The organism is Mesorhizobium sp. LSHC412B00, from assembly GCF_000503035.1.
GTDB lineage: Bacteria > Pseudomonadota > Alphaproteobacteria > Rhizobiales > Rhizobiaceae > Mesorhizobium.
Genome location: NZ_AYWB01000008.1, coordinates 231,514 through 257,696, shown reverse-complemented (window position 1 = coordinate 257,696; position 26,183 = coordinate 231,514). Strand labels below are relative to the sequence as shown.

Genomic DNA, 26,183 nt, shown 5'->3' with positions numbered 1-26,183 from the left:
GCGTCATCAGTCGTGGGCGACGCGGCGCGCCAGGAACTCGACTTCGAGACGCCATGTCTTGCCATCGTCGTGCGAACGCTCGCCGAGCCAGCGGAAGCTGTCTTTGGTGATGCGCGAAAAGCTCCAGCGGACCGAGGAACCAGTGCCGTCGGCGCCGACCTGCACAATTGTGTCGCCTTCGGCGCGACCAAGCTGGCGGCTGTAGTATTGGTTTCGCGGGTCGCTCCAGAAGATGTGCCAGGCATCCGAGCCGGGATCATAGGCCCGCAGCGTTGTGCCATAGAAAGTCCATCTGCCGACCGAGGGCGAGGGGCCGGCATCGCGCGCGGGCAGGATCCATACATCCTGGATCGCCCTGCCTTCCAGGACCCAGCCGAAATGCACCTCGCCGCGTCCGGTGAGAACCGTGCCGTCCTCGAGATGGCGCGTGGCATCGAATGTCCAGGCGCCGACGAAGCGGCCGTAGAGATCCAGCTTTTCAGCCAGGCCGGGATTGGGGCCGTCGCTGTGGAGCGCTTCGGCAAAGGAGGATGTACCGATCATACTTGCTGCCTTCGTTGTGTCAGGAGGCTGCAAGCGATAGGCCCCGACCGGGTGTCGCGCTTGGGAAAAATTGCTATCTTTCAAGCCATGACGACGAGCGAACAAAGCCTGGCATCGGGGCAGGGCTGGCATGTGTCCGACGTGCTGTGCACGGCCGGCGCCGGCGACCGCCCGTTCGAGGAGGCGCACGACACCTTCTGCGTTGCCGCTGTCACCAGCGGCACCTTCCGCTACCGCACGAGGCAAGGCGCCGCCATGCTGGCGCCGGGCGCGATCCTGCTCGGCAATGTCGGCACCTGCTATGAATGCGGGCATGAGCATGGCGCCGGCGACCGTTGCCTGTCCTTCCACTTCGCTCCGGCCTATCTCGACAGCATCGCCAGCGACGTGCCCGGCGCGAGCAAGCTCGCCTTCGGCGTGCCGCATATGCCGCCTTTGCCGGCGCTCGCATCGCTGCTGGCCGAGGCGGAAGCGGCGCGCGAGATGGTCGACATCGACGCCTTTGAGGAGCTTGGCCTGCGAATTGCCGGCGCAGCACTGGCAGTTGCCGGCGCAGCACTGCCTGTGGCCAGCGATGCGGTGCCTGGCGTTCGACCGCCGAGCCGCCGCGACCAGAAACGGGTTGCCGAGGCGGTGCGGCAGATCGAGCTCAATGCCGACAGGCCGGTCTCGCTTTCCGAGCTTGCCTGCGCGACGGCGACCAGCCCGTATCATTTCCTGCGCACCTTCCGGCAGGTCGCCGGCATGACGCCCTATCAGTTTCTGCTGAGAACCCGGCTGCACCGCGCGGCGGTGCGGCTGCGCATGTCAGGCGATGCCATCTCGGCAATCGCCTTCGAGGCCGGTTTCAACGATTTGTCGACGTTCAACCGCCGTTTCCGGCGCGTCATGGGTGAGACGCCTGGCCACTATCGCGCCCGGCGGGTGGCTACCCGCTGATGCGTCCGCCTGCCTCCTGATACGCTCTTTGCTTTGAAAACGGTCCATCGCAGGCTTTTGCCCGTGCGGCGGCGAAATGCGTTATGGCCAAATCGTCGCAATCAGAGGTATCCATTTGAAATTGCCGCCAAAATTGTCGTTGGAAAAGCACCACGAATATTGGAGTTTCGGCCGTGCTTCCTATATAAGCGGTCAGTGATTCCTGATTAGATTGTGATCCGATTTGACCGACCAAAAACCCCCGCGCGGCGCCGACGGCGGCCCTACCGGCATCGAGCCCATCTCCATCATCGAGGAGATGCAGAGCTCCTACCTCTCTTATGCCATGAGCGTCATCGTCAGCCGTGCGCTGCCCGATGTACGCGACGGCCTGAAGCCGGTTCACCGCCGCATTCTCTATGCGGCGCATGAGAGCGGTTACCACTGGAACCGCAAATATGTGAAGTCGGCCCGCCCGGTCGCCGACGTGATGGGTAAATACCATCCGCATGGCGACGCCTCGATCTACGACGCCTTGGTGCGCATGGCGCAGGACTGGTCGCTGCGCGTTCCGCTGATCGACGGGCAGGGTAATTTCGGCTCCATCGACGGCGATCCGCCGGCGGCGATGCGCTACACCGAATCGCGGCTGACCAAGGTCGCGCATGAACTCTTGGAGGACATCGACAAGGAAACCGTCGATTTCCAGGAGACTTATGACGCATCCGACACCGAACCGAAGGTGCTGCCGGCCCGCTTCCCCAATCTTCTGGTCAACGGTTCCGGCGGCATCGCCGTCGGCATGGCCACCAACATCCCGCCGCACAATCTGGCCGAGATCTGCAACGGCGCCATCGCCATCATCGACAATCCGGCGATCGATTTGCCGGCGCTGATGGAGATCATTCCGGGTCCCGATTTCCCGACCGGCGGCATCGTGCTCGGCCGTTCCGGCATCTACAGCGCCTATGCGACGGGCCGTGGCTCCATCGTCATGCGCGGCAAGGTCAATGTCGAACAGCGCGGCAACGACCGTGAATCGATCATCATCACGGAAGTCCCATACCAGGTGAACAAGGCCTCGATGATCGAGAAAATGGCCGAGCTGGTGCGCGACAAGCGCATCGAAGGCATTTCCGACATTCGCGACGAAAGCGACCGCCAGGGCTACCGCGTCGTCATCGAGCTGAAGCGCGACGCTGTCGCCGACGTCATTCTCAACCAGCTTTACCGCTTCACGCCGCTGCAGACCTCCTTCGGCGCCAATATGGTGGCGCTGAACGGCGGCAAGCCGGAAGTGATGAACCTGACCGACATGCTGAAGGCGTTTGTCAGCTTCCGCGAAGAGGTGATTAGCCGGCGCACGAAATTCCTGCTGCGCAAGGCGCGCGACCGCGCCCACGTGCTGGTCGGCCTCGCCATAGCCGTCGCCAACATCGACGAAGTGATCAAGCTGATCCGCACCGCGCCCGATCCGCAGACGGCGCGCGAGCAGTTGATGGAGCGGCGCTGGCCCTCCGGGGACGTGGAGTCATTGATTCTGCTTATCGACGATCCGCGCCATCGCATCAATGAGGATGGCACCTACAACCTCTCCGAGGAACAGGCGCGCGCAATCCTCGAACTGCGCCTGCAGCGCCTGACCGCGCTCGGCCGTGACGAAATCGCCGACGAGCTGAACACCATCGGCGACGAGATCAAGGATTACCTCGACATTCTGTCGTCCCGCGCCCGCATCCAACAGATCGTCAAGGACGAGCTTGCCGCCGTGCGCGACGAGTTCGGCACGCCGCGCCGCACCGAGCTCACCGACGGCGGCGCCGACATGGAAGACGAGGACCTGATCCAGCGCGAGGACATGGTCGTCACCGTCAGCCATTCCGGCTACATCAAGCGCGTGCCGCTGTCGCTCTACCGGGCGCAACGCCGCGGCGGCAAGGGCCGCTCCGGTATGTCGACCAAGGAAGAGGATTTCGTCACCCGGCTGTTTGTGGCCAACACGCATACGCCGGTGCTGTTCTTCTCCTCGCGCGGCATCGTCTACAAGGAAAAGGTCTGGCGGCTGCCAATCGGCAATCCGCAGTCGCGCGGCAAGGCGCTGATCAACATGCTGCCGCTGGAGCAGGGCGAGCGCATCACCACCATCATGCCGCTGCCCGAGGACGAGACCAGCTGGGGCGAACTCGACGTCATGTTCGCCACCACGCGCGGCACCGTGCGCCGCAACAAGCTGTCCGAATTCGTCCAGGTCAACCGCAATGGCAAGATCGCCATGAAGCTGGAGGAGGAGGGCGACGAGATTCTCGGCGTCGAGACCTGCACAGACAATGACGATGTGCTTTTGACCGCCAGCTCCGGCCAGTGCATCCGCTTCCGCGTTGGCGATGTGCGCGTCTTCCAGAGCCGCAATTCGGTCGGCGTGCGCGGCATAAGCATGGCCGAGACCGACCGCATCATCTCCATGTCGGTGATCGAGCATGTCGATGCTTCACCGGCGGAACGCTCCGCCTACCTCAAGCGGGCAGCACTGGAGCGGCGGCTTGCCGCCGAGGTGACCGGCGAGGAAGAAGAGATTGCACTCACCAATGAGGAGATTGGCGAGGAGACTGAGCTTTCCGACAGCCGTTACGAAGAGCTCAAGGCGCATGAGCAGTATGTGCTGACGGTGACCGAATATGGCTACGGCAAGCGCTCGTCATCCTACGATTTCCGCCTGACCGGACGCGGCGGCAAAGGCATCCGCGCCACCGACGTGTCGAAGGTGGCCGAGATCGGCCAGCTGGTGGCGACTTTCCCGGTCGGCAATGACGACCAGATCATGCTGGTTTCGGATGGCGGCACGGTCATCCGGGTGCCGGTCAACGGTATCCGTTTCGCCAGCCGCGCCACCAAGGGCGTGACCATCTTCAACACCGCCGAAGGCGAGAAGGTGGTTTCGGTCGAACGGATTTCGGAGCCGCAGGCCGACGAGGATGTCGAAGAGGGTGTCATTGAGGCCGGCGCCGGAGATGCCGTACCGGACAGCACCGAATAGGTTTGAGCAACAACGCCGGCCCGATGGGCCGGCGCAAACAAGAAACTAGCAATAAATCAGGGGCGATGGTGGGGCCAGCGAGCGCCGAAACCTTCGAACCGCTTTGTGCGGACACGGACGCGCTCTGCCTCGCTATGCAATCCGAATGCGGTGGCGATCAGCATGGCGACGGTCATTGCGGTGGCGAGCATGTAGATCAGCATGTGCGTGTTCTCCTGCGCCTATCCAACGGTTAGATCGGGTTTTGGTTTCATCTTCCGAAGTGCAAACTAGCGAACGCGGCGTGAAGTCTTCGTGATCAAGGCATTCATCTGTCGTTCATGTCTGCGAAAAGGTTCACGCAGATGTTCCCAATCGCATTTGCCTTCCGGCCAATGCCCCGCTAGAAGCACCTCCCATGACCGATCGCATCGCCCTTTATGCCGGCTCCTTCGACCCGCTGACCAACGGCCATCTCGATGTGCTGAAGGCATCGCTGGCTGTCGCCGACACGGTATATGCGGCGATCGGCACCCATCCCGGCAAGACGCCGCTGTTTTCCTTCGACGAACGGGTGAAGCTGATCGAGGCCGCGACGAACGCCGAATTCGGCCGCGACGGAGCCCGCATTAGGGTTGTCGCCTTTGACGGGCTGGTCATCGACGCGGCCCGCAAGCATGGCGCCTCGATCATGATCCGAGGCCTGCGCGACGGCACCGATCTCGATTACGAGATGCAGATGGCTGGCATGAACGAGACCATGGCGCCGGAACTGCAGACGGTTTTTCTGCCCGCCAGCCCATCGGTACGCACCATTACCGCCACACTTGTGCGCCAGATAGCCTCGATGGGCGGAGACATCCGTCCCTTCGTACCGGCCGCCGTTGCCGGTGCGCTCACCGCCAAATTCGCGAAATAGTGCATGTCGCCCCAAAGTGGATGCCGGTTTTTGGGGCAACGACATGCACCCTAACAAAGACCTTCGGAGATCCCTTATGCAGCTGAAAAAGCTCGCCTCGTTCCTCGTCGTGCTTGCCGGTCTCGTGACCGCATCCGTTTCGGCCTTCGCCGCCGAACCGGAAAACACCATGGTCATCACCTTGAAGAACGGCGACGTCACCATCGCGCTACGCCCCGACCTGGCACCCAAGCATGTCGCGCAGATCAAGAAGCTGGTGCGTGAAGGCGCTTATAACGATGTCGCATTCCACCGGGTCATCAACGGCTTTATGGCGCAGACCGGCGACGTCAAGTTCGGCAACATGAAGAAGGGGTTCAGCCCCGAGGCCGTCGGCACCGGCGGTTCAGACCTGCCCGACCTGCCGGCCGAATTCTCGCAGAGCGAACATTTCAAGCGCGGCACGCTCGGCATGGCCCGCTCGCAGGACCCGAACTCCGCCAACTCGCAGTTCTTCATCATGTTCGCGCCGGCGCCGAACCTCGATGGCCAGTACACCATCGTTGGCAGTGTCGTCAGCGGCATGGAGCTGGTGGACAAGATCAAGAAGGGCGACGAGGCCGACAACGGCACGGTCAGCGAGCCCGACCGCATGATCAAGGTACGCATCGCCGCCGACAAGTAAACCAATCAAATCAATCTGTTTTTCTGAGATAAAGGATATACGACATGGCTGAGATCAAGGACCGCGAGAACGCGCTCATCCTGGAAACGACCAAGGGCAAGGTCGTCATCGAACTGTTCCCCGATTTGGCTCCCGGCCACGTCGCCCGCATCAAGGAACTGGCCCGCGAAGGCGCCTATGACGGCGTGGTCTTCCACCGCGTCATCGAAGGCTTCATGGCGCAGACCGGCGACGTGAAGTTCGGCAATTCGTCGAAGCCGACCTTCGCGCCGTCGCGTGCGGGCATGGGCGGCTCGGAAAAGCCGGACCTGAAGGCTGAGTTCTCCAACGCCAACCATGGCCGCGGCACCTGCTCGATGGCCCGTTCGCAGAACCCGAACTCGGCCAATTCGCAGTTCTTCATCTGCTTCGACGATGCCGCCTTCCTCAACCGCCAGTACACGGTCTGGGGCCAGGTCATCGAAGGCATGGACAATGTCGACAAGATCAAGCGCGGCGAGCCGGTGGTCGATCCCGACAAGATCGTGTCGCTGAAGGTCGCGGCCGACGTCAAGTAAGGACAAACGACGATGATGGGCGTGGTCTGGTCGCTGCTCGGCATCCTGTCAGGCGCCTTCATCGCCGTCCAGGCGCCGATCAACTCGCAGCTGGCGCGCGGCCTGGGGCTCCCGGTCGCGGCTGCTGCCTTCTCGTTCCTGTCGGGCGCGATCGTGCTTGGTATCATCTCCATTGCCGTTGTGCGGCTGCAGGACATCTCGCTCGACTGGAAGGCGCCGGCACCTTGGCTGTTCATCGCCGGCGGCATGCTCGGCGGTTTCTATGTCACCCTGTCGACCATTCTTACGCCGCGCATCGGTGCAGCCGCGTTGATGGCGTTCCTGGTTGCCGGCCAGCTCTTCGCCGGCATGCTGATCGACCGCGTCGGCTTCCTCGGCGTGGCGGTGCGCGAGATTTCGCTCGGCCGCATCGCCGGCGCGGTGCTGCTGTTGGCCGGAGCGCTGCTCGTCCGGCTCTACTGATGCGCGTCGACCTCTTCGACTTCGACCTGCCTGAGGAGCGCATCGCGCTTCGCCCGGCCGAGCCGCGCGACAGCGCCAGAATGCTGGTGGTCAGGCCGGGCGAGGGTCTTTCGGATCGCACGGTTGGCGACCTGCCGTCCTTGCTCAGGGCTGGCGATGTTCTGGTCTTCAACGACACCAAGGTCATTCCTGCCCAGTTAAGAGGCATCAGGCGGCGCGGCGAAGCGCAGGCGCAGGTCGACGCCACGCTGCATATGCGCATGGCGCCTGACCGCTGGCTGGCCTTCATGCGGCCGGGCAAGCGCGTCGCCGCCGGCGACCGCATCCATTTCGGCCATGACGGCAATTCCTGTTTTCTCGGCCAACTCGACGCCACGGTGATCGAGAAGGGCGACGCCGGCGAGGCGTTGCTCGGCTTCGACCTCTCCGGCCCATTTCTCGACGAAGCGCTGCGCGCCGTCGGCCACATCCCGCTGCCCCCCTATATCGCCTCCAAGCGCGACGACGACGCACGCGACCTGACGGATTACCAGACAATCTATGCCAAGGAGGAGGGCGCAGTCGCTGCCCCCACCGCAGGCCTGCATTTTACGCCGGAGCTGTTTGCCGCGCTGGATGCAAAAGGCATCGAACGCCGCTTCGTCACCTTGCATGTCGGCGCCGGCACCTTCCTGCCGGTCAAGGCGGACGACACCGCTGACCACAAGATGCATGCCGAGACCGGCTCGGTCAGCGGAGCAACAGCCGACGCTCTGAATGGCGCCAAGGCGCGGGGCGGGCGCATCATCGCTGTCGGCACGACCTCGCTGCGCCTGCTGGAGAGCGCGGCACGGCCTGATGGCTCGCTGACCGCCTGGTCCGGCCCGACCGACATCTTCATCACGCCGGGCTATCGGTTCAAGACCGCCGACCTGCTGATGACCAATTTCCATCTGCCGCGTTCGACGCTGTTCATGCTGGTTTCGGCCTTCAGCGGCCTAGATACAATGCGTGCGGCCTATGCTCATGCCATCGGGAACGATTACAGGTTCTATTCCTACGGAGATGCAAGCCTGCTTTATCGAGCGGAGATGAGCGATGGACGATGACCTGCAGGCCTTTGATCGCGAAAGCCTGATCGCCGAAGTGAAGAAATTGCGTGCCGGCATTCGCCAGCACCGAGATTCTACCGGCCATGATTTATGCTGGCATCATCCCAACCTGTGGGACCTGCTGCCGGAAAAGACCGATCCATCGATTGCCGTGCCGCCATGGCCGAAATTCATGCGCGGCTGCATCCAATACCGCCAGTCGCTCGACAGGCAGGCGCCAGGCGCGCCTGTCCATGACAAGGAATTCAATGGCTGAGACATTCACCTTCAAGATCCTCGCCACCGACGGCAAGGCGCGGCGCGGTTCCATCACCATGCCGCGCGGCGAAATCCGCACGCCGGCCTTCATGCCGGTCGGCACCGGCGGCACGGTCAAGGCCATGTATATGGACCAGGTGCGCGGCGTCGGCGCCGACATCATCCTGGGCAATACCTATCATCTGATGCTGCGCCCCGGCGCCGAGCGCGTGGCGCGGCTTGGTGGGTTGCATGAATTCGCCCGCTGGCCGCAGCCGATCCTGACCGACAGTGGCGGTTTTCAGGTCATGTCGCTGTCGAAGCTCAGAAAATTGACCGAGAAGGGCGTCACCTTTCGCTCGCACATTGACGGCGCTGCCTACGAGATGTCGCCGGAGCGCTCGATCGAGATCCAGGGCCTGCTCGATTCCGACATCCAGATGCAGCTCGACGAATGCACAGCGCTGCCGGCCGACCTCAAGCAGATCGAGCGCGCGATGGAGCTGTCGCTGCGCTGGGCCGAGCGCTGCAAGACAGCGTTCGGCGATCAGCCCGGCAAGGCGATGTTCGGCATCGTCCAGGGTGGCGACAACGCAGCTCTCAGGGTGCGTTCGGCGCAGGCGCTGAGCGCGATGGAGCTGAAGGGCTATGCGGTCGGCGGCCTGGCCGTCGGCGAACCGCAAGCGGTGATGCTGGATATGCTGGAGATCACCTGTCCGGAATTGCCTGACGACAAGCCTCGATATCTCATGGGCGTCGGCACGCCGGACGACATCGTGAAATCGGTGGCGCGCGGCATCGACATGTTCGACTGCGTCATGCCGACCCGCGCCGGCCGCCATGGCCTGGCCTATACCAGGCGCGGCAAGGTCAATCTCAGGAATGCCCGCCACGCGGACGATCCGCGGCCGCTGGATGAGGAGAGCGACTGCCCGGCCGCGCGCGACTACTCTCGCGCCTATCTGCACCATCTCGTGCGCTCGCAAGAGGCGCTGGGGGCGATGCTTCTGACCTGGAACAACCTGTCCTACTATCAGAAGCTGATGCAGGACATTCGCGCCGCGATCGAGGCCCGGGCCTTTGAGGCGCGCACGGCTGAGATTTCCGAGGCATGGGCGAGAGGTGATATTCCGGTGCTGTAGCCGGGCCTCAGGTACTGAGCGAATTCGCTGCGCGCAAGCTGCAGCCGGTGATCTGAAAGCTGCCGTCGGGCTGCTGTTCCAGCGTGTAGACCGCCTCATAGTCCTTGCCGTCGGGTCCGACGATCAGCACTTGCTGGATTATCGAAGTTGGCCCCATCTGCTCGACCTTGCCGAAGGAATAGCTCTGCGGCTGGCGCACCGGCGGATAGCCGTTGGTCACCATGTTCATGAAGGTGTCGACGGTCGGAAAGATGCGCTTCACATTTGGAGCGGCGAAACTGTACGCCTTGGCGCCATCATTGGCGATGAGCGCCTTCAACTGACCATCGATGACGGCCTGGCCGGCCTTGACTTCGGCGTCGCCGGCAAGGGCTGCCGACAACGCGAACAGCAATGAAACGACTGCGAATGCGGTGCGGCGCATGGCCTGTCTCCATTGTCCCCCAACAAAACCTGTCCCGGGACGCATCATACCATACGCTTTGCGGAGCCTCACGGTTTCAGCAACCGCAATATTCGCCACGCAAGTGCCACATGATCATGCTTAAGCCTCCTTTAACGCGGGGCGCGCATCGTAGGGACGGGTGGGACCCGTTCGCGCAACCAGGGGACAACCATGTTCAAGCAGCCGATCGACCGGCGCCTTTTGCTGAAGGGCGCGGCAAGCCTCGCAGTTTTGGCCCCCTTGCCCGCCTGGGCAAGCACTGGGCCGACCGTCACGGAAGTCGCCTTTGATCCCGCCATTCCAGCGCTCGGCAACCCCGATGGCGACGTCACCATCGCCGAATTCGTCGACTATCAGTGCCCGATCTGCAAGCTCGTCTTCGTCGAACTGAAGAAGTTGATGGAAGAGGACAGCGGCGTTCGGCTTGTGATGAAGGACTGGCCGATCTTCGGCGACGTGTCGCGCGACGCGGCGCGGGTGACGCTGCTGAGCGGCGAACACTATGGCGCGGCGGTCGATGCGCTGATGACCAACCAGCGCGGCCTTTCGGAACGCCGCACCAACGACATCCTTTCTTCCGTCGGTGTCGATGTGGCGATGGTGCGTGCCGACCTCGCCATCCGTGAACCCGATATCGACGCTGCCCTTGTCCGCACCGAAGTCCAGGCGACGGCGTTCAAGCTGCGCGGCACGCCAGCCCTGGTCATCGGCGGCAACTTGTATCGGCGCGGCATGCCGGTGTCCGAACTGAGACAAGCCGTCGCCAAGGCGCGCTCGGCCTGATGCTTGAAAGCCGGGCGGCAGTCTGCCACAAGGGCCGCTTGTGTGCTGAAGCTTGATCGGGACCGGCAATGAAGACGTTTTTCATGCAGATAAAGTGCGATCTGGGCAAGTCCTACGAGGTCGCCAGCGCGCTCGCCGATGCCGAAATCGCCTCGGAAATCTACTCGACCGCCGGCAATTACGACCTGCTTGCCAAATTCTACGTCGACGACGAGGAAGATGTTGGTCACTTCGTCAACGAGAAGGTACAGATTATTCCCGGAATCAAGGACACCTTCACGGTCGTCACTTTCCGCGCTTTCTAAAGCAATTCCAGGAAAAGTGTGAAGCGGTTTTCCGTCCGGAATTGCGTCGAAGCAAAAAGCCATGGCAGGTCGCCGTTGCCATGAAACGGTGAACTGCTATGGCCGCATCAGGCACTTGCCCGGCGACAAGGCAGAGCCTGATTAAGGTCCCGTTCCGACTGCCCGAATTTTGGGCAGTCGAAACATACTGATCGCCGATATCCTCCAAATCACCGATTGCGCTTGATTTTCTCCCGCGACGCCAGTGAAATGGCGTCACAGGGGAGTATGCGATTGGCAGCGTTCGATGAAATGCTTCCGGAAGTTTCCGGGCTGAGACAACCGTATACGGCTTACGACCGCTGGCTGAAGGAGCAGGATCCGGCCAGGCTTACCGAAAAGATGCAGGACGCCGAGCGCGTCTTCCGCAAGACCGGCATTACCTTCGCCGTCTATGGCGAGCAGGAAGCCTCCGAGCGGCTGATCCCCTTCGACATCGTGCCGCGCATCATCTCCGGCAATGAATGGCGAAGGCTGACGCAAGGCATCGAGCAGCGCGTGCAGGCGCTGAACGCTTTCCTCGACGACATTTACCACCGCCAGGAAATCCTGCGCGCCGGCCGCGTGCCGAGGGAGCTGATCGCCAGGAACGAGGCGTTCCTGCCGGAAATGATCGGAGTGCGGCCACCGGCCGGCGTCTACACCCACATTATCGGCGTCGATATCGTCCGGATCTCGGAGAACGAGTTCTACGTGCTGGAGGACAATGCGCGCACGCCGTCGGGGGTCTCCTACATGCTGGAGAACCGCGAGACGATGATGCAGCTCTTTCCCGAGCTGTTCCAGCAGATCAAGGTGCGGCCGGTGGAGAATTATCCGCAATTGCTGCGCCAGTCGCTGGCGGCAGTGCGGCCGCAAAGCACCAAGGGCGCACCGACCATTGCCGTGCTGACGCCGGGCAGCTTCAACTCCGCCTATTTCGAACATGCCTTCCTCGCCGACCAGATGGGCGTGCAACTGGTCGAAGGCCAGGATCTGCGCGTTGTAGACGGCCACGTCGCTATGCGCACGACCGAAGGCTACAAGCAGATCGACGTGCTTTACCGGCGCGTCGACGATTCCTTCCTCGATCCGCTGACCTTCCGGCCGGACTCGGCCCTTGGCGTGCCCGGCATCATGGACGTCTACCGCGCCGGCAACATCACCATCGCCAACGCGCCGGGAACCGGCATCGCCGACGACAAGGCGATTTATTCCTACATGCCCGACATCGTCGAGTTCTACACCGGCCGCAAGGCCATCCTCGGCAACATCCCGACCTGGCGCTGCTCGGAGCCCGACAGCCTGAAATACGTGCTCGAACACATCCATGAGCTGGTCATCAAGGAAGTGCACGGCTCCGGCGGCTACGGCATGCTGGTGGGGCCGGCTGCGACCAAGAAGGAATGCCAGGATTTCGCCAAGAAGCTGCAGGCGAAGCCTTCCAACTACATCGCCCAGCCGACGCTGGCGCTGTCGACCTGCCCGATCCTGACAGAAAAAGGCCTGTCGCCGCGCCATGTCGACTTGCGACCCTATGTTCTGGTCTCCGACCGAATCCAGATCGTGCCCGGCGGCTTGACGCGGGTGGCGCTGAAGGAGGGGTCGTTGGTCGTGAATTCCTCGCAAGGCGGCGGCACGAAGGATACGTGGGTGTTGGACGATTAGGTAGGGAATAGGGCAGTAGGCAGTAGGCAGTAGAGGGACAAGAAATGCCATATTCCACAGAGATTCAAATGCTTACTAATCCCTACTCACTATTCCCTACTCACTAGCCCCGAAGGGCCACTTCACATGCTTCTCGGCCGCACCGCCAACGGGCTCTACTGGATGAACCGCTATATCGAGCGGGCGGAAAACATGGCGCGTCTGGTCGATGCCGGCCTTCGCATGGCGCTGACCCGCACCCAGAGCGCGTCGGAAGAGTGGAATTCGGTGCTGCTCAGCGCCGGCTCCGACGTCACCTTCACGCAGAAATACAAGGACTATACCGCCGCCAACGTCGCCGACTTCCTGCTGCGCGACACCTCGAACCCGTCGAGCACGATGTCGGCGATCGAGACCGCTCGCAACAATGCCCGCATGGTGCGCACCGCGCTGACGCGCGAGACCTGGGAGAGCATCAACGAAGCCTGGATGGCCCTGAAGCGCATGCTGGCAAAGCCGATCGACGAGCGCGACCTGCCGAGTGTGCTCGACGCCATCAAACGCGAGACGGCGCTGATCCGCGGCTCGTTCTACGGCACGATGCTGCGCAACGAGATCTTCGACTTCTCGCAGCTCGGCACCTATGTCGAGCGGGCCGACAACACGGCACGCATCCTCGACGTGAAATACTACGTGCTGCTGCCGTCGATCTCCTGGGTCGGCTCGAGCCTCGACAACTACCAATGGGAATCGATCCTGCGCTCGGTGTCGGCGCACCGTTCCTATCGCTGGGTCTATGAGGCCGACTACAAACCGACCAATATTGCCGACTATCTGATCCTCAATGTGCGCATGCCGCGTTCGCTGACCTTCTGTTATCGTTTTCTCGCCGAGCATCTGAAGTTCCTGGGCGACGACTATGGCGACCGTCATGCCTGCCACGCCACCGTCGACAGGACACAGGCGATGCTGCAGGCAGGGTCGATCAAGGACATATTCGACGCCGGCCTGCACGAATTCCTGGCCAGGTTCATTCAAGACAACACCAAGCTTGGCGAAGAGATCGCACAAGATTACCGGTTCAATTGAGCATGATCGCGAACCGGAGGGCCGCGCTAGCGACAAGTGGGACCCGGTTTTCGGATAAGATCATGCTTACAAACGGAAAATAGGCATGCGGCTCAAGATCACCCACCGTACCGAATACCGCTACGACGCGCCGGTGCACTATCTGTTGCAGCGGCTACGCCTGTTACCGGTCAGCGGACCGACGCAGACCGTCTTGTCCTGGGCGCTGAAGATCGAGGGCGCGCGAGAGGAAGTCCGCTTTAACGACCATTTTGGCAACGATAACAGGCTGTTGAGCGTCGAGGGCGAGCGCGACTTCATCACCGTCGAGGCCTCCGGCGAGGTTGTCACGCGCGACACAGCAGGCGTCTCGGGTCCGCATCACGGCTTTGCGCCACTGTGGCTGTTCAGCCAGGAGACAGCTTTGACCATCCCCGGCGAGGGCATAAGCGAGCTTGCCGCGGCGGTCGGCAAAGGTACCGACATCGAAAGGCTGCATCGGCTGATGGCGCTGATCGTCGAGCGCGTCGCCTACACGCCGGGCACCACCAGCGTGACGACCCCGGCGGAAGAGGCATTGGCGCTGAAGACCGGCGTTTGCCAGGATCACAGCCACATCTTTGTCACCGCAGCCCGCGTCATGGGTTTTCCGGCCCGCTATGTCAGTGGCTATCTGATGATGGATGCGGCCATCGAGCAGGCGGCAAGCCATGCCTGGGCCGAAGCCCATGTTCAGGGTCTCGGCTGGGTCGCCTTCGACGCCGCCAACGGCATTTCCCCCGATGAACGCTATGTCAGGGTAGCCACCGGCCGTGATTATCGCGACGCCTCGCCGGTGTCGGGAATTCGACTGGGACAGGCGGAGGAACAGCTTGCAGTCACCGTCACGGTAGAGCAGTAGTCTCCGGCAAGATTGCTGCCTGAAGAGATTCCATGACTTATTGCGTCGGCCTCAAGATCGATCGTGGGCTCGTGTTCATGTCGGACACGCGCACCAATGCAGGGATGGATTCGATCTCCACTTTCAAGAAGATGCATGTCTGGGAAGAGCCAGGCGAGCGCGTCATCGTACTGATGTCGGCCGGCAATCTGGCTACGACGCAGGCCGTGGTCAGCCTGCTCGACGAGCGCACAAAGGCGGTGGCGGAACGCCACGCGACGCTGCTCGAGACCCCATCCATGTACCAGACGGTGCGGCTGGTCGGCGACACCGTCAAGGAAGTCATCGCCAGCTCGTCGCCTGCCGGCGAAAAGGCGGATTCCTATTTCAACGCCTCCTTCATCCTCGGCGGCCAGATCAAGGGCAGCCCGCCACGGCTGTTCATGATCTATCCCGAGGGCAATTTCATCGAATCGACCGACGACACGCCGTTCTTCCAGATCGGCGAGACCAAATACGGCAAGCCGATCATCATCCGTGCCTATGAAAGGACGATGAGCCTGGCTGAAACCGTCAAGCTCTTGCTGGTATCGTTCGATTCGACGCTGAAATCGAACCTGTCCGTCGGCCTGCCTCTCGACCTGCTGTTCCTGGAGGAGGACACGTTCACGGTGGGTTTGAAAAAGCGCATCGGCCAGGACGATCGATATTATCGTGCTATTTCCGAAGGCTGGTCGAACGCGTTGAAGACGGCCTTTGCCAGCCTGCCGGATTTTCCGGGGTAGCGCGGGAACCTTCGTCGCGGTTGCCTGTCTCTATTTAACATGTTAATCAAAATTCAAACGGCTGGCTGATCGGCGCGTCGGGAGGATCCATGGACAACGAGCAATTCCGCGACTGGTCGAGGCGCGCCGCCGACTGGGGCGCTGATTACCGCGCCGGCCTTCGCGATCGGCCCGTGCGACCTGCCATAGCGCCGGGCGAGATCTTCAGGAGCATCGAAGCTTCTCCGCCGGAGGCCGCGGAATCGATGGAGACGATCTTCGCCGATTTCGAAGCCAAGATCGTGCCCGGCATGACGCATTGGCAGCATCCGCGTTTCTTTGCTTATTTCCCGGCCAATGCAGCACCCGTCTCGGTGGTGGCCGAATATCTGGTCTCTGCGATGGCCGCGCAGTGCATGCTGTGGCAGACCTCGCCGGCGGCGACAGAGCTTGAGACGCGCATCGTCGACTGGATGCGCCAGGCGCTCGGCCTGCCCGAAGGCTTTTCCGGCGTGATCCAGGACTCCGCATCATCGGCGACGCTGGCCGCCGTGTTGACCATGCGCGAGCGCACGCTCGACTGGCAGGGCAACAAGAAGGGTCTTTCCGGGCAGGGCAGGCTGCGCGTCTATTCCTCCGACCAGGTGCACACCTCGATCGACCGCGCCATCTGGGTCGCCGGCATTGGCGAGGAAAACCTCGTCCGCATTCCCGTCGCTGGCACCTACCGCGCCATGGATACCGCGGCTTTGGAAGCGGCGATTGTTGCCGACCGCGCCGCCGGCCTATTGCCGGCCGGCATCATCGCGTGCGTCGGCGGCACCAGCACCGGCGGCACCGACGACATCGCTGAAGTGGCCGCGGTGGCCAAACGCCAGGGGCTCTATCTGCATATCGACGCCGCCTGGGCCGGATCGGCGATGATCTGTCCGGAATACCGGCATTTCTGGACCGGTGTCGAGGGCGCGGACTCGATCGTCTTCAACCCGCACAAATGGCTGGGCGCGCAATTCGACTGCTCGATCCAGTTCGTCCGCCAGCCGGAGGATCTCGTGCGCACGCTGGCGATCAAGCCGGACTATCTGAAAACTCGCGGCCATGACGGCATCATCAACTACTCCGAATGGTCGGTGCCTCTCGGCCGTCGCTTCCGGGCGCTGAAGCTGTGGTTCCTGCTGCGCGCCCATGGCCTCGAGGCGCTGCGCACCATGATCCGCAATCACGTCGCCTGGAGCGAAGGCATAGCAGCGCGCCTGGCCGAGGAGGAGGATTTCGAGCTCGCCAGCCAGCCGATGCTGTCGCTGTTCTCGTTCCGGCATCGCGCCGCATCCGGCGCTGACTGCGACGAGCACAATCTGCGTCTGGTCGACGCCATCAACAATGACGGCCGTATCTACCTGACGCAGACGCGTGTCGATGGGCGGGTCGCCATCCGCTTCCAGGCAGGCCAGTTCGAGACAACCGCGGCCGATGTCGATACCGCCTTCACTGTCATCTGCGAGTGTGCAAGATCCCCGAAGGACTGACAGGGATTGCCCGGGTGGTTGCCGCCGCCGGGGCAAGCCAGCAAGGACTTGCGAGCAAGCATATGGCCGGAAGGGCCGAAGGGGTTAGCCAGAATCTGACGGGCGTCTGGAGCGGGCGCTATTTCTATCCGCGCGAACTGCCGCCGGTTTCCTTCGTTGCAACGCTGATCGAGACGGCAACCAGCTTGACGGGGATGACCCACGAACCGGCGGCGACCAGCACGGCAAGATACGCAAGCCTGCAGGGGCAGCGAGAGGGCAACGCCGTCTCCTTTACCAAGACATACGACAAGGCCGAATTGAAGGCGCACCCGATTCACTACAGCGGCATCATCAACGGTGATGCAACCGAGATCAAAGGCACTTGGCGAATCCCGGGATACTGGTCCGGCAATTTCCTGATGATCCGCTCGCCAGGTAAAGTCGCGGCTGTCACCCGCAAGGTGGCGGAGCGGGTCTGAGCCGTATCTGCCCGGTTCGCCTTTGCAATCATCGATATTTCATTAGCCGGCGTCTCCCTTTTCATTGCTTTCGTTTTCAGCTACAAACAAGAAAAACGAAAACGGGAGGTTCTCAGTGTATTTGTCGCCGCGCCATGCCGAAATCATCCAGATGGCGAAGGACCATGGCCGTGTGCTGGTCGATGACCTCGCCACGCATTTCAACGTGACGCCACAGACCATCCGCAAGGACCTCAACGATCTCTGCGACCAGCGGCTGCTGACGCGCATCCATGGCGGGGCCCTGTTCCCGTCCGGCATCGAGAACATGGAGTATGAGGCGCGCCGCAAGATTGCCGCCGACGAGAAGGAGGCCATCGGCCGCGCGGCGGCCAGGCTGATACCCGACAACGCCTCCCTGTTCATCAACATCGGCACCACGACCGAGTCGGTCAGCAAGGCGCTGCTCGACCATACCGGGCTGATGGTCATCACCAATAATATCAATGTTGCCAACAGGATGCGCATCTATCCTTCGATCGAGGTGGTAATCGCCGGCGGCGTCGTGCGTGGCTCCGACGGCGGCGTTGTCGGCGAGGCCGCGGTCGATTTCATCAGGCAGTTCAAGGTCGACTATGCGGTGATCGGCGCCTCGGCCATCGACCATGACGGCGCGTTGCTCGATTTCGACTTTCGCGAAGTGAAAGTGGCGCAAGCCATTATCGCCAATGCCAGGCATGTCATCCTGGTCTCCGACCAGACCAAGTTCGAACGCACCGCGCCGGTTCGCATCGGCCATCTCTCGCAAGTCAACACCTTCATCACCGACCGTTGCGACATCCCGTCGGTGCGCAAGATCTGCGAGGAAGCGGAGGTTCAATTGATCGAAACGTCGCTCGGCTAAGCTATCGATCACGGTCCCGTTACATTTCGTTTGACATTCGTTCTTATTTCGAAATAATCCCGCTACGGTTTCGTAAAAACCTAAAAATGCTGCAATGCGAAATCGCGGGAGGGCTTTGTGGACGCAGTCCGTGACATCTTCGTCATCGGTGGCGGCATCAATGGCTGCGGCATCGCCCGCGACGCCGTTGGGCGGGGCTTTTCGGTATTTCTGGCCGAGATGAACGATCTTGCCAGCGGAACCTCCTCCGGCTCGACCAAGCTGATCCACGGCGGTCTGCGCTACCTCGAATTCTACGAGTTCCGGCTGGTGCGCGAGGCGCTGATGGAGCGCGAGGTTCTGTGGAAGAACGCGCCGCACATCATCTGGCCGATGCGCTTCGTGCTGCCCTACGCCAAGGGCCTGCGCCCGGCCTGGCTGATCCGGCTCGGCCTGTTCCTCTACGATCATATTGGTGGCCGCAAATTGCTGCCGGCGACCCGGACACTGGACATGTCCAAGGATCCGGCTGGCAAGCCGCTGAAGCCGCTGTTTCACAAGGCTTTCGAGTACTCGGACGGCTGGGTCAACGATGCCCGGCTGGTGGCATTGAACGCGCGTGACGCCGCCGACCGCGGCGCCACCATCCGCACCCGCACGAAAGTCGTCGGGGCGCGGCGCGAAGGCGATCTGTGGGCGATCCGCGTGGAAGACGTGCAGACGGGAGAGGCAGAGGAGGTCAAGGCCCGGCTGCTGGTCAATGCCGCCGGTCCGTGGGTCGACCACGTCCTGTCGACCACTGTGGGCCAGAACGACGTGCACAATGTGCGCCTGGTGCAGGGCAGTCATATCGTCATCAAAAAGAAGTTCGATGATCCGCGCGCCTACTTCTTCCAGAACAAGGACGGGCGCATCATCTTCGCCATCCCTTACGAGGAAGAATTTACGCTGATCGGCACCACCGATCGCGACTATCCCGGCGATCCGCATGACGTGAAGATCAGCGACACCGAGATCGACTATCTCTGCGCGGCGGCGAGCGAATATTTTGCTGAAGCCGTGACGCGCCCCGACATCGTCTGGACCTATTCGGCCGTGCGCCCGCTCTATGACGACGGTGCTTCGAAGGCGCAGGAAGCGACCCGCGATTATGTGCTGAAAGCCGATGGCGGCGGGGGCAAGGCGCCGATCGTCAACGCTTTCGGCGGCAAGATCACCACCTACCGCCGGTTGTCGGAATCGATGCTGGAAAAGGTCGAAGGTTTTCTCGGCAAGCGCGGCAAGCCGTGGACGGCGAACGCGCCCTTGCCAGGCGGCGATTTCCCGGCCACCGGTTTCGACGCCCAGGTGGCGAAGCTGAAGAGCGCCTTTCCTTTCATCGACCAGCGCCTGGCGCGTCGGTTGACCCGGCTTTACGGCACGCGCGCGCAAGTGCTGCTCGGCCTCGCCAAGTCGAACGCCGATCTCGGCCGCAATTTCGGCGCCGATCTCTATGAGGCCGAGGTACGCTACCTCAGCGAAAACGAATGGGCGCTGACCGCCGAAGATGTATTGTGGCGTCGCACCAAGCGCGGTCTGCATCTCAGCCGCGAACAGGCCTCGGCGCTTGACGAATTCATGCGCGGCATCAGCCGGCGCCATGTCGCGGCAGCGGAATAGGGAAGGCGAAGGATGCACAAAGCCTGGGAGGAGGCATCATGCTGGAACTGAGAAACGTGACGAAGATGGTCGGCGCGGTGGAGCATATCCGCGACGTGTCGCTGACGCTTCAGCACGGCTCGCTCAACGTTTTGCTCGGGCCGACACTGTCGGGCAAGACCAGTCTGATGCGGCTCATGGCCGGACTCGACGTGCCGACCACCGGTTCGGTCTGGTTCGACGGCCAGAATGTCACCGGCATGCCGGTGCAGCAGCGCAAGATCGCCATGGTCTATCAGCAGTTCATCAACTACCCCGCGATGACCGTCTACGAGAACATCGCCTCGCCGTTGCGCGTCGCCGGCAACGACCAGGCCAAGATCGACAAGGAAGTCCGCAACGCGGCAGGGCTTTTGAAGCTCACACCCTATCTCGACCGCACGCCGCTCAGCCTGTCCGGCGGCCAGCAGCAGCGTACGGCGCTGGCCCGCGCCATCGTCAAGAATGCCAGCCTGGTGCTGCTCGACGAGCCGCTCGCCAACCTCGACTACAAATTGCGCGAGGAGCTGCGCGCCGAACTGCCCAAGATATTTGCCGCCGCCGGCACTATTTTCGTCTACGCCACGACCGAGCCGCATGAAGCCTTGCTGCTCGGCGGCAATACGGCGACGCTGTCCGAGGGGCGGATCACCCAATTCGGGCCGACCATCGACGTCTTCCGCAAGCCGATCGACCTGGTGACGGCGAAAACCTTTGCCGATCCGCCGCTCAACACCATCGTGCTGGCCAAGAAAGGTCCCGATTTCCTTCTCGAGGGCGGCGTCAAGCTGCCGGTACCGGCCGAACTCGCCGGCATTTCCGACGCCAACTACACGATCGGCTTCCAGCCGCATCATCTGTCGCTCGAGCGGCCCAACGCTGCCGCGGTGCCTGTGCGCGCCAAGGTGACGATCACCGAGATCACCGGCTCGGAAAGCTTCATCCATCTCGATTTTGCCGATGCGCGCTGGGTCATGCTGACCCACGGCATTAGAGATTTCGAGCCCGACGCCGAGATCGAGGTGTTTATCGATCCGCGCCACATCATGGTCTTCGACAGCAACGGCAGCGCCGTCGCCGCGCCGAAGCTTGCGGCCTGAGGGGGAAGAGATGGCGCGCATCGACGTCAACCATGTCAGGCACTCCTACCTGCCCAGTCCGCAGAAGGATGCCGATTTTGCGCTGCGGGAAGTGCACCACACATTCGAGGATGGCGGCGCCTATGCGCTGCTTGGGCCCTCGGGTTGCGGCAAGACCACGCTGCTCAACATCATTTCGGGACTTCTGCAACCCTCGCACGGTGAGTTGCTGTTCAACGGCAAGGACGTCACCAATCTGTCGACGCAGGAGCGCAATATTGCGCAGGTGTTCCAATTCCCGGTCATCTACGACACCATGACGGTGTACGACAATCTGGCCTTCCCGCTGCGCAACCGCGGCGTGCCGGAGGCCGATGTCGACCGCAAGGTGCGCGAGACGTTGGAGATGATCGACCTGGCGTCGTGGGCGAAGAAGAAGGCGAGGGGCCTGACCGCCGACCAGAAGCAGAAGATCTCGCTCGGCCGCGGCCTGGTGCGCTCGGATGTCAATGCCATCCTGTTCGACGAACCGCTGACGGTCATCGATCCGCATATGAAGTGGGTGCTGCGCTCGCAATTGAAGCAACTTCACCGCCGCTTCGGCTACACCATGGTCTATGTCACCCATGACCAGACCGAGGCGCTGACCTTCGCCGACCAGGTCGTCGTTATGTATGATGGCGGTATCGTCCAGATCGGCACGCCGGCCGAATTGTTCGAGCGCCCGCGCCACACTTTCGTCGGTTATTTCATCGGCTCGCCCGGGATGAACGTCATGCCGGTGGCGATCGACGGCAAGACTGCGACCATTGGCAGCCAGCGCATCGAGCTGCCCGGCGCGCCAAAGACCGCCGCTGGGAACGCCGGCGCGATCGAACTCGGCATCCGCCCCGAATATGTCAGGCTCGGCCGCGAGGGCATGGCGGTTAAAATAAGCAAGGTCGAGGATCTCGGCCGCCACAAGGTGGTGCGCGCCAGCCTCGAAGGCCGCGAGATCGCTGCCGTCATCGGCGAGGACGAGAGCGTGCCGGCCGACCCAAAGGTTCGCTTCGATCCGGCCGGCATCAACATCTATGCCGATTCCTGGCTGGTTGAGATGGGGCGTGTCGAGATGGGGGCATAGATGGAAAAGACCTGGAACAACAAGGCCTGGTTCCTGGTGCTGCCGGTGCTGGTGCTGGTGGCGTTCTCGGCCGTCATTCCGCTGATGACGGTCGTCAACTATTCGGTGCAGGACACCTTCGGCAACAACGTCTTCTTCTGGGCAGGCACCCAGTGGTTCGAGGAACTGCTGTCGTCCAGCCGCTTCTGGGAAGCCATGGTGCGCAACCTGATCTTCTCCTTCATCATCCTGGCCATCGAAGTGCCGCTCGGCATATTCATCGCGCTCAACATGCCGAAGAAGGGCTGGGGCGTGCCGGTCTGCCTAGTGCTTATGTCGTTGCCGCTGCTCATTCCGTGGAACGTCGTCGGCACCATCTGGCAGGTCTTCGGCCGCAACGACATCGGCCTGCTCGGCTACTACGTCAACGCGCTCGGCATCGACTACAATTACGTTCAGGATCCGTTCGACGCCTGGGTCACCATCATCATCATGGACGTCTGGCACTGGACCAGCCTTGTCGTGCTGCTCTGCTATGCCGGCCTGGTTTCGATCCCGGATGCCTTCTACCAGGCGGCCAAGATCGACGGCGCCTCGCGCTGGGCGGTGTTCCGTTATATCCAGCTGCCGAAGATGCAGCGTGTGCTTTTGATCGCCGTGCTGTTGCGCTTCATGGATAGCTTCATGATCTACACCGAGCCCTTCGTCGTCACCGGCGGCGGCCCCGGCAACTCGACCACCTTCCTGTCGATCGACCTCGTCAAGACCGCGCTCGGCCAGTTCGACCTCGGTCCGGCGGCCGCCATGTCGCTGGTCTACTTCCTGATCATCCTGTTGTTGTCGTGGGTGTTCTACACCGTGATGACCAACTACGACGCGGAGCGCTGAGATGAGCGGCGCCAACGAAAGAGCCGACAGAGTGAGCGAAACCACCGCTTCGGGAAAATTGGCGAGCACGCTTTCGCAGGATCAGGTCGCCCGGCTGATGCGCAAGCGCGGCGAGGAATCGCGCTGGTGGTGGATCGTGCCGACGATCTACATCATCGTGCTTCTGCTGCCGATCTACTGGCTCATCAACATGAGCTTCAAGACCAATGCCGAGATCGTCTCCTCGCTGACGCTCTATCCGCATCAGCCTACGATCGCCAACTACGTCACTATCTTCACCGATGCGTCCTGGTATTCGGGCTACATCAACTCGATCACCTATGTTGTCATGAACATGGTGATTTCCGTGGCTGCGGCGCTGCCGGCGGCCTACGCCTTTTCGCGCTACCGCTTCCTCGGCGACAAGCATCTGTTCTTCTGGCTGCTGACCAACCGCATGGCGCCGCCGGCGGTGTTCGCGCTGCCGTTCTTCCAGCTCTATTCGGCCTTCGGCCTGATCGACACCCACATCGCGGTGGCGCTGGCGCACTGCCTGTTCAACGTGCCGCTGGCGGTGTGGATCCTCGAAGGCTTCATGTCGGGCGTGCCCAAAGAGATCGACGAAACAGCCTATATTGACGGCTACTCCTTCCCGCGCTTCTTCGTCAGGATATTCATGCCGCTGATCGCCAGTGGCATCGGTGTCGCCTGCTTCTTCTGCTTCATGTTCTCATGGGTCGAGCTTTTGATCGCTCGCACGCTGACGACCACCGATGCCAAGCCCATCGCCGCCACCATGACCCGCACCGTTTCGGCCGCCGGCATGGATTGGGGCCTGCTCGCTGCCGCCGGCGTGCTGACGCTGATCCCCGGCGCGCTCGTCATCTGGTTTGTCCGCAACTACATCGCCAAGGGCTTCGCCCTGGGGAGGGTGTGATGAAACAAACGCACGGGTTCATCCTCACCACCACCGCCAAGGGCTTTGCCCTGGGGAGGGTGTCACCATGAATCTCGACCTCACCTGGATGGCGTGGACGTGGCCGACGGCGGCGTTCTTCGGCACCATTCTTCTGCTGCTGTGCGGCATGGCGTTTTGGGAATTTGCCTCGCCGGGCGGCAATCCGCGCGTCGGCATCCTGCGCTTCGAGACGACGCGCGGCGACCGTCTTTTTCTGTCGCTGCTTGGCAGCGCCTTTATCCATCTCGCTTGGCTGGGTCTTGTCGGATCCAACCTGTGGTGGGCTCTCGCTCTCTCCGTGGTCTACGCCGTTGGCGTGTTCCGCTACGTATAGAGGGGGAAACTGTTGGAGCGACCGCGTGCCGGCGGCCGTTCCAGATCACACTTGAAACCTAAATGTGGAGGAAACCTATGCGACGGCAATTTTTAACATCAACAACTGCCCTTGTCCTGTTGCTCGGGGTAGGCAACGCCTACGCCGGAATGGATGAGGCCAAGGCGTTTCTGGACAAGGAAATCGGCCCGCTGTCGACGCTCGACCGCGCCGGCCAGGAAGCAGAAATGCAGTGGTTCATCGATGCCGCGAAGCCTTTCGCCGGCATGGACATCAAGGTCGTGTCCGAAACCATCGCCACCCACCAGTATGAATCGCAGGTGCTGGCGCCGGCCTTTACCGCCATCACCGGCATCAAGATCACGCATGACGTCATCCAGGAAGGCGACGTCGTCGAGAAGATCCAGACCCAGATGCAGACCGGCCAGAACCTTTATGACGGCTGGGTCAACGATTCCGACCTGATCGGCACCCACTGGCGCTACCAGCAGGTCCGCAACCTGACCGACTGGATGGCGGGCGAGGGCAAGGACGTTACCAATCCGAACCTCGACCTGAAGGATTTTATCGGCACCTCCTTCACCACCGCGCCGGACAAGAAGCTCTATCAGCTGCCCGACCAGCAGTTCGCCAACCTCTACTGGTTCCGTTACGACTGGTTCAACGACGAGAAGAACAAGGCCGACTTCAAGGCGAAATACGGCTACGACCTCGGCGTTCCCGTCAACTGGTCGGCCTATGAGGACATCGCCGAGTTCTTCACCGGCCGCGAGATCGACGGCAAGAAGGTCTATGGCCACATGGACTACGGCAAGAAGGACCCGTCGCTCGGCTGGCGGTTCACTGATGCCTGGCTGTCGATGGCCGGCAACGGCGACAAGGGCCTGCCGAACGGCCTGCCGGTCGACGAATGGGGCATCAAGGTCAACGAGAAATCACAGCCGGTCGGCTCCTGCACGGCGCGCGGCGGCGACACCAACGGCCCGGCTGCCGTCTACTCGATCCAAAAATACCTCGACTGGCTGAAGGCCTACGCTCCGGCCGAAGCCCAAGGCATGACCTTCTCCGAATCCGGCCCGGTGCCGGCACAGGGTGCGGTCGCGCAGCAGATATTCTGGTACACCGCCTTCACCGCTTCGATGGTCGACGCCGGCGCCAAGGCGGTGCTGAACGACGACGGTACGCCGAAGTGGCGCATGGCCCCGTCGCCGCATGGCGTCTACTGGAAGGACGGCATGAAGCTCGGCTATCAGGACGTGGGTTCCTGGACGCTGATGAAGTCGACGCCGACCGACCGCGCCAAGGCCGCCTGGCTCTACGCGCAGTTCGTGACCTCGAAGACGGTCGACGTGAAGAAGAGCCATGTCGGCTTGACCTTCATCCGCGAAAGCACGATCCACGACAAGAGCTTCACCGAACGTGCGCCGAAGCTCGGTGGTCTGATCGAGTTCTACCGCTCGCCGGCCCGCGTTCAGTGGTCGCCGACCGGCACCAACGTGCCCGATTATCCGAAGCTGGCACAGCTCTGGTGGCAGGCGATCGGCGATGCCTCGTCCGGCGCCAAGACGGCGCAGGAAGCCATGGACTCGCTCTGCGCCGAGCAGGAAAAAGTCATGACCCGCATCGAGAAGTCGGGCGTCCAGGGCGATATCGGCCCGAAGATGGCCGAAGAGCATGACCTCGCCTACTGGAACGCCGACGCGGTCAAGAACGGCAATCTCGCGCCTCAGCTGAAGATCGAGAACGAGAAGGAAAAGCCGATCACCATCAACTACGACGAACTGGTGAAGAGCTGGCAGAAGTAATCTTGGCGTACGCGCCAGGATCATAGTGAACGGGGAGGCGGCATCTTGCCGTCTCC

28 protein-coding genes are annotated in these 26,183 nt (G+C 62.1%); 25 read left to right on the top strand and 3 right to left on the bottom strand.

Features of this window, described 5'->3' with window-relative positions; genetic code table 11:
• Positions 1–6: 6 nt before the first annotated feature.
• On the bottom strand, positions 7–543 hold the full coding sequence (locus X757_RS147580; protein WP_023726683.1) for a hypothetical protein: 537 nt from the start codon (positions 541–543) through the stop codon (positions 7–9).
• Between the two features lie 87 nt (positions 544–630).
• On the opposite strand from X757_RS147580, the gene X757_RS147585 reads away from it, so the two are divergent.
• Complete coding sequence (locus X757_RS147585) at positions 631–1,482, top strand: AraC family transcriptional regulator (RefSeq protein WP_023726682.1); 852 nt, start codon at positions 631–633, stop codon at positions 1,480–1,482.
• 223 nt (positions 1,483–1,705) lie between these two features.
• Entirely contained in the window at positions 1,706–4,495 is a 2,790-nt protein-coding gene (gyrA, locus tag X757_RS147590; RefSeq protein WP_023696506.1) for a DNA gyrase subunit A, read from the top strand.
• A 56-nt stretch (positions 4,496–4,551) separates the two neighbouring features.
• On the opposite strand, the gene X757_RS1000000166685 is transcribed toward gyrA, so the two are convergent.
• Positions 4,552–4,698, bottom strand: coding sequence for a hypothetical protein (locus X757_RS1000000166685; protein WP_023712381.1), 147 nt, complete (start codon positions 4,696–4,698; stop codon positions 4,552–4,554).
• Positions 4,699–4,892: 194 nt separating this feature from the next.
• Between X757_RS1000000166685 and coaD the strand changes: the two genes are divergently transcribed.
• From coaD to tgt, 7 genes are all read left to right on the top strand, one after another.
• On the top strand, positions 4,893–5,393 hold the full coding sequence (gene coaD, locus X757_RS147595; RefSeq protein ID WP_023726681.1) for a pantetheine-phosphate adenylyltransferase: 501 nt from the start codon (positions 4,893–4,895) through the stop codon (positions 5,391–5,393).
• 169 nt (positions 5,394–5,562) lie between these two features.
• A complete protein-coding gene (locus tag X757_RS147600; protein WP_245260126.1) occupies positions 5,563–6,057 on the top strand; it encodes a peptidylprolyl isomerase in 495 nt (164 codons plus the stop codon).
• A 44-nt stretch (positions 6,058–6,101) separates the two neighbouring features.
• Positions 6,102–6,614 (top strand): peptidylprolyl isomerase, encoded by a 513-nt coding sequence (locus X757_RS147605; protein ID WP_023696509.1) that lies wholly within the window; start codon positions 6,102–6,104, stop codon positions 6,612–6,614.
• A 12-nt stretch (positions 6,615–6,626) separates the two neighbouring features.
• Entirely contained in the window at positions 6,627–7,076 is a 450-nt protein-coding gene (locus tag X757_RS147610; protein WP_023726680.1) for a DMT family transporter, read from the top strand.
• A complete protein-coding gene (gene queA, locus X757_RS147615) occupies positions 7,076–8,164 on the top strand; it encodes a tRNA preQ1(34) S-adenosylmethionine ribosyltransferase-isomerase QueA (RefSeq protein WP_023726679.1) in 1,089 nt (362 codons plus the stop codon). The genes X757_RS147610 and queA overlap by 1 nt, the downstream gene beginning before the upstream one ends.
• Positions 8,154–8,423: a hypothetical protein gene (locus X757_RS147620; protein ID WP_023684641.1), complete on the top strand. Its 270-nt coding sequence runs from the start codon at positions 8,154–8,156 to the stop codon at positions 8,421–8,423. The genes queA and X757_RS147620 overlap by 11 nt, the downstream gene beginning before the upstream one ends.
• Positions 8,416–9,546, top strand: a complete 1,131-nt coding sequence (gene tgt / locus X757_RS147625; protein ID WP_023726678.1) for a tRNA guanosine(34) transglycosylase Tgt — start codon at positions 8,416–8,418, stop codon at positions 9,544–9,546. The genes X757_RS147620 and tgt overlap by 8 nt, the downstream gene beginning before the upstream one ends.
• A gap of 7 nt (positions 9,547–9,553) precedes the next feature.
• Here tgt and X757_RS147630 read toward each other — a convergent pair whose 3' ends face one another.
• Complete coding sequence (locus tag X757_RS147630; RefSeq protein ID WP_023726677.1) at positions 9,554–9,970, bottom strand: DUF4864 domain-containing protein; 417 nt, start codon at positions 9,968–9,970, stop codon at positions 9,554–9,556.
• 192 nt (positions 9,971–10,162) lie between these two features.
• On the opposite strand from X757_RS147630, the gene X757_RS147635 reads away from it, so the two are divergent.
• From X757_RS147635 to X757_RS147710, 16 genes are all read left to right on the top strand, one after another.
• Positions 10,163–10,774, top strand: coding sequence for a DsbA family protein (locus X757_RS147635; protein ID WP_023700783.1), 612 nt, complete (start codon positions 10,163–10,165; stop codon positions 10,772–10,774).
• Positions 10,775–10,842: 68 nt separating this feature from the next.
• Complete coding sequence (locus X757_RS147640; protein WP_023670963.1) at positions 10,843–11,079, top strand: Lrp/AsnC family transcriptional regulator; 237 nt, start codon at positions 10,843–10,845, stop codon at positions 11,077–11,079.
• A 273-nt stretch (positions 11,080–11,352) separates the two neighbouring features.
• Positions 11,353–12,765: a circularly permuted type 2 ATP-grasp protein gene (locus tag X757_RS147645; RefSeq protein ID WP_023670964.1), complete on the top strand. Its 1,413-nt coding sequence runs from the start codon at positions 11,353–11,355 to the stop codon at positions 12,763–12,765.
• A 126-nt stretch (positions 12,766–12,891) separates the two neighbouring features.
• Positions 12,892–13,833: an alpha-E domain-containing protein gene (locus tag X757_RS147650; RefSeq protein WP_023693403.1), complete on the top strand. Its 942-nt coding sequence runs from the start codon at positions 12,892–12,894 to the stop codon at positions 13,831–13,833.
• Positions 13,834–13,918: 85 nt separating this feature from the next.
• Positions 13,919–14,713, top strand: a complete 795-nt coding sequence (locus tag X757_RS147655) for a transglutaminase family protein (protein ID WP_023670966.1) — start codon at positions 13,919–13,921, stop codon at positions 14,711–14,713.
• 32 nt (positions 14,714–14,745) lie between these two features.
• Positions 14,746–15,477 (top strand): peptidase, encoded by a 732-nt coding sequence (locus tag X757_RS147660; RefSeq protein ID WP_023684646.1) that lies wholly within the window; start codon positions 14,746–14,748, stop codon positions 15,475–15,477.
• Between the two features lie 89 nt (positions 15,478–15,566).
• On the top strand, positions 15,567–16,982 hold the full coding sequence (locus tag X757_RS147665) for a pyridoxal-dependent decarboxylase (protein ID WP_023688617.1): 1,416 nt from the start codon (positions 15,567–15,569) through the stop codon (positions 16,980–16,982).
• Positions 16,983–16,996: 14 nt separating this feature from the next.
• The gene (locus X757_RS147670) at positions 16,997–17,443 is read left to right on the top strand and encodes a hypothetical protein (protein WP_023693406.1); all 447 of its coding nucleotides are present in this window, start codon (positions 16,997–16,999) and stop codon (positions 17,441–17,443) included.
• Positions 17,444–17,558: 115 nt separating this feature from the next.
• Positions 17,559–18,326 (top strand): DeoR/GlpR family DNA-binding transcription regulator, encoded by a 768-nt coding sequence (locus X757_RS147675; RefSeq protein WP_023670971.1) that lies wholly within the window; start codon positions 17,559–17,561, stop codon positions 18,324–18,326.
• Positions 18,327–18,443: 117 nt separating this feature from the next.
• A complete protein-coding gene (gene glpD, locus X757_RS147680; RefSeq protein ID WP_023726676.1) occupies positions 18,444–19,964 on the top strand; it encodes a glycerol-3-phosphate dehydrogenase in 1,521 nt (506 codons plus the stop codon).
• Between the two features lie 38 nt (positions 19,965–20,002).
• A complete protein-coding gene (locus X757_RS147685) occupies positions 20,003–21,082 on the top strand; it encodes an ABC transporter ATP-binding protein (protein ID WP_023670973.1) in 1,080 nt (359 codons plus the stop codon).
• A gap of 10 nt (positions 21,083–21,092) precedes the next feature.
• Entirely contained in the window at positions 21,093–22,184 is a 1,092-nt protein-coding gene (locus X757_RS147690) for an ABC transporter ATP-binding protein (protein ID WP_023726675.1), read from the top strand.
• Positions 22,185–23,051 carry a carbohydrate ABC transporter permease gene (locus tag X757_RS147695; RefSeq protein WP_023670975.1) on the top strand — a complete coding sequence of 289 codons (867 nt, stop codon included), beginning with the start codon at positions 22,185–22,187 and terminating at the stop codon, positions 23,049–23,051.
• A gap of 1 nt (position 23,052) precedes the next feature.
• Positions 23,053–23,967, top strand: coding sequence for a carbohydrate ABC transporter permease (locus X757_RS147700; protein ID WP_023670976.1), 915 nt, complete (start codon positions 23,053–23,055; stop codon positions 23,965–23,967).
• A 67-nt stretch (positions 23,968–24,034) separates the two neighbouring features.
• Complete coding sequence (locus tag X757_RS147705) at positions 24,035–24,322, top strand: DUF2160 domain-containing protein (protein ID WP_023670977.1); 288 nt, start codon at positions 24,035–24,037, stop codon at positions 24,320–24,322.
• Positions 24,323–24,399: 77 nt separating this feature from the next.
• Entirely contained in the window at positions 24,400–26,127 is a 1,728-nt protein-coding gene (locus tag X757_RS147710) for an ABC transporter substrate-binding protein (protein WP_023670978.1), read from the top strand.
• The last annotated feature ends 56 nt before the right edge of the window (positions 26,128–26,183 follow it).